The sequence below is a fragment of the Variovorax sp. E3 genome, assembly GCF_016082275.1.
GTDB lineage: Bacteria > Pseudomonadota > Gammaproteobacteria > Burkholderiales > Burkholderiaceae_C > Variovorax.
In genome coordinates this window covers 1-2879 of sequence record NZ_MOWM01000304.1, presented here as the reverse complement: position 1 = coordinate 2879, position 2879 = coordinate 1, and the positions used below count along the sequence as shown (strand labels likewise).

Genomic DNA, 2879 nt, shown 5'->3' with positions numbered 1-2879 from the left:
AGCAATACGAATACGAGCAAGCGCGCGGTGCAAGGGGAGACTCTCGCCAAGCAACTCGCCCTCGTCATCGACCTCAACGTCTGCGTCGGCTGCCACGCCTGCGTCACCTCGTGCAAGCAGTGGAACACCTCCGGCAGCGCCGGCCCGCTGGCCGACGAGCGTCCCTACGCGGCCAACCCCACCGGCACCTTCTTCAACCGCGTGCAGACCTACGAGGCCGGCGCGTTCCCCGCCACCGAGACCATCCACTTTCCCAAGAGCTGCCTGCACTGCGAAGACCCGCCGTGCGTGCCCGTGTGCCCCACGGGCGCGAGCTACAAGCGCAAGGAAGACGGCATCGTGCTGGTCGACTACGACAAGTGCATCGGCTGCAAGTACTGCGCATGGGCCTGCCCCTACGGCGCGCGCGAGCTCGATGAAGAGCGCCAGGTCATGACCAAGTGCACGCTGTGCGTGGACCGCATCTACGACGAGCAGTTGCCCAAGGAAGACCGCAAGCCCGCCTGCGTCAAGGCCTGCCCGACCGGCGCGCGCATCTTCGGCGACGTGAAGGACCCGGACTCCGACGTGTCGAAGGCGATCCGCGAACGCGGCGGCTACCAGTTGATGCCCGAGTGGGAAACCAACCCGGCCAACCAGTACCTGCCGCGCCACATCACCCAAGCTTCCGACTCACAGCAGTAGCCGCACCATGCATCCCGCGTTCTCGATTCTTTTCTTCACCACGCTGGCCGGCGCCGCGCAGGGGCTGGTCTTCACGCTGGCGCTGGCCGCGCTGTTCGGGCTCGGGCTGGCGCCGGGCTTCCTGTCGGTGGCGCTGGGCGTGGCCGAGGTGCTGCTGGTGGCGGGCCTGGCCGCGTCGTTCATGCACCTGGGCCGCAAGACGCGTGCATGGCGCGCGGTGCTCATGTGGCGCACCTCCTGGATGTCGCGCGAGGTCATCGTGCTGCCGGTGTTCATCGCGCTGGTGGCGCTGTGGTGGCTGTCGCTGCGGCTGGACATCGGCGCGCCGTGGTCGTGGCTGTTGCCGCTGCTGGTGTTGTACGGCGCGGCGCTCCTCTGGTATTGCACGGCAATGATCTACGCCTGCCTGCGCTTCATCCAGGAGTGGGCGCACCCGCTGACCATCGTCAACTTCACGCTGATCGGGCTGTCGTCGGGGCTGGTGCTGGCCTGCGCGATGGCGGCGGCCTGGGGCGAGGCGCGCTTCGCGCAGGTGTTCGGGCCGTGGGCGCTGGTCGCCACGCTGGCCGCATGGGCCGCACGCGCGGGTTCGTTGAAGCGCAACGCCGGGCTGCGGCACAAGTCGACCTTGCAGTCGGCCACCGGCATCCGCACGCACAAGCTGGTGCAGAAGTCGATGGGCATGTCGGCCGGCTCGTTCAACACGCGCGAGTTCTTTCATGGCGCCTCGCTTGCGGCTTTCAGGAACATGAAGCTCGGCTTCCTGCTGCTGGCCTTCGTGCTGCCGGCCTTGCTGGCGGCCTGGGGCGTGGCGAGCGGGGCTGCCTTGCCCTGGCTGCTCGCGGTGCTGGTGCAGGCGCCGGGCCTGCTGGCCGAGCGCTGGTTCTTTTTTGCACAGGCCAAGCATCCGCAGAACCTGTACTACCAGGTGGTGTCCTGATCGCTCAGGCCTCGAAGTTCAACGCGAGTCCGGGCGTGGGCCAGTCGTCGATGGCAATGAGCCGCCCGCTGCCCGACAGCGTGACATAGGCCGTGCGCCGCTCGCGCCCGCCGAAGCAGATGTTGGTGGTGTAGCGGTCGGGCAGCGGCACGTGCTCGACCGTGGCGCCGTCGGGCGACACGACGCTGATGCCGCCATGTAGCAGCGTGGCCACGCAGAGGTTGCCCAGCGCGTCGACCGCCATCGAGTCGAAGCGCTGGTAGTGGCCGCCCGGCGAGGCGCAGAGCATGCGCCCGCCGTGCGGCGACGGCCAGCCGTCCTTGCGCACGCGGCCTGGCGCGGTGACGTCGAAGGCCCAGACGCGCGCGCCTTCGGTCTCGGCGTAGTACAGCGTGGCGCCGTCGGGCGACAGCGCAATGCCGTTGGGCGTGGTCACCGGCCGCGCGATCACGCCGGCGGCGCCGCCGTCGGCATGGCCGTAGAACAGGCCGCCGCGGTCCATGTCGCGCTCGCGCACCTTGCCCAGGTCGGTGAAGTAGAAGCCGCCGTGCGCGTCGAACACGATGTCGTTGGGGCCGCACAGCGCGCCGCCCTCGACCGTGTCGTACAGCCGCTCGGCGCGGCCGGTGGCCAGGTTCACGCGCTCGATGCGGCCGCCTGAATAGTCCTCGGCCTGGCCCACGGGGCGCAGGCAGCCGTCAGCCTCGGTGTGCCACCTGAAGCCGCCGTTGTTGCAGACGTAGACGGCACCGTCGGGCCCGATGGCCGCGCCGTTGGGGCCGCCGCCCAGGTCGGCCACCACCTGCACCAGCCCGTCGGCGCGCACGCGCGTGAGCGTGCCGCGCGCGATTTCGACGAGCAGCACGGAGCCGTCGTCCATGGCGATCGGGCCTTCGGGAAACTGCAGGCCGGTGGCGAGTTCGCGGATGCGCATCGGAGGCTCCTTGTCGGCGTCTTCGGACCGTTGTCCGGCCGACAGTTTGCTACGACTTCCTCCTGCTTGCCGGGGAGGTGCGGCAGGCCGGGCCCCCAGCGCGGCTAGCGCAACAGCGCGCGGAACAAGCCGCTGCGGCGCAGCCGCATCACGAAGCTGCAGCCCGCGAGGCGGCAGCGCCAGTGCGCGAGAAAGGGCACGGCCGCCGTGGCCGCGGGCGCGGCGGCGTCCCGGCTGGCCAGCAGACGGTCGAGCAGGGCGGAGGCGCGCGAGCCGCCGTCGCTTGCGTCACCGCCCTGCGCGAGGCGCGCGAGCGCGAAG

4 protein-coding genes are annotated in these 2879 nt (G+C 70.3%); 2 read left to right on the top strand and 2 right to left on the bottom strand.

Going from position 1 to position 2879, the window contains the following annotated elements; genetic code table 11:
* Positions 1-27 precede the first annotated feature (27 nt).
* The gene (locus BMG07_RS40345) at positions 28-684 is read left to right on the top strand and encodes a 4Fe-4S dicluster domain-containing protein (protein ID WP_198089167.1); all 657 of its coding nucleotides are present in this window, start codon (positions 28-30) and stop codon (positions 682-684) included.
* Between the two features lie 7 nt (positions 685-691).
* On the top strand, positions 692-1624 hold the full coding sequence (locus tag BMG07_RS40340) for a DmsC/YnfH family molybdoenzyme membrane anchor subunit (protein ID WP_198089166.1): 933 nt from the start codon (positions 692-694) through the stop codon (positions 1622-1624).
* A 4-nt stretch (positions 1625-1628) separates the two neighbouring features.
* Here the strand turns inward: BMG07_RS40340 and BMG07_RS40335 are convergent, their stop codons facing one another.
* Together BMG07_RS40335 and BMG07_RS40330 are read right to left on the bottom strand one after the other, a co-directional pair.
* Positions 1629-2558, bottom strand: a complete 930-nt coding sequence (locus BMG07_RS40335) for an SMP-30/gluconolactonase/LRE family protein (protein WP_198089165.1) — start codon at positions 2556-2558, stop codon at positions 1629-1631.
* Between the two features lie 104 nt (positions 2559-2662).
* Positions 2663-2879, bottom strand: a 217-nt coding sequence (locus BMG07_RS40330; RefSeq protein WP_198089164.1) for a hypothetical protein, incomplete at its 5' end; no start/stop codon positions are given.

Excerpts from the sequence above, each read along its gene's own strand:
- BMG07_RS40340 (WP_198089166.1), top strand. The coding sequence starts at position 692 with ATGCATCCCGCGTTCTCGATTCTTTTCTTCACCACGCTGGCCGGCGCC.
- BMG07_RS40335 (WP_198089165.1), bottom strand. The coding sequence starts at position 2,558 with ATGCGCATCCGCGAACTCGCCACCGGCCTGCAGTTTCCCGAAGGCCCG.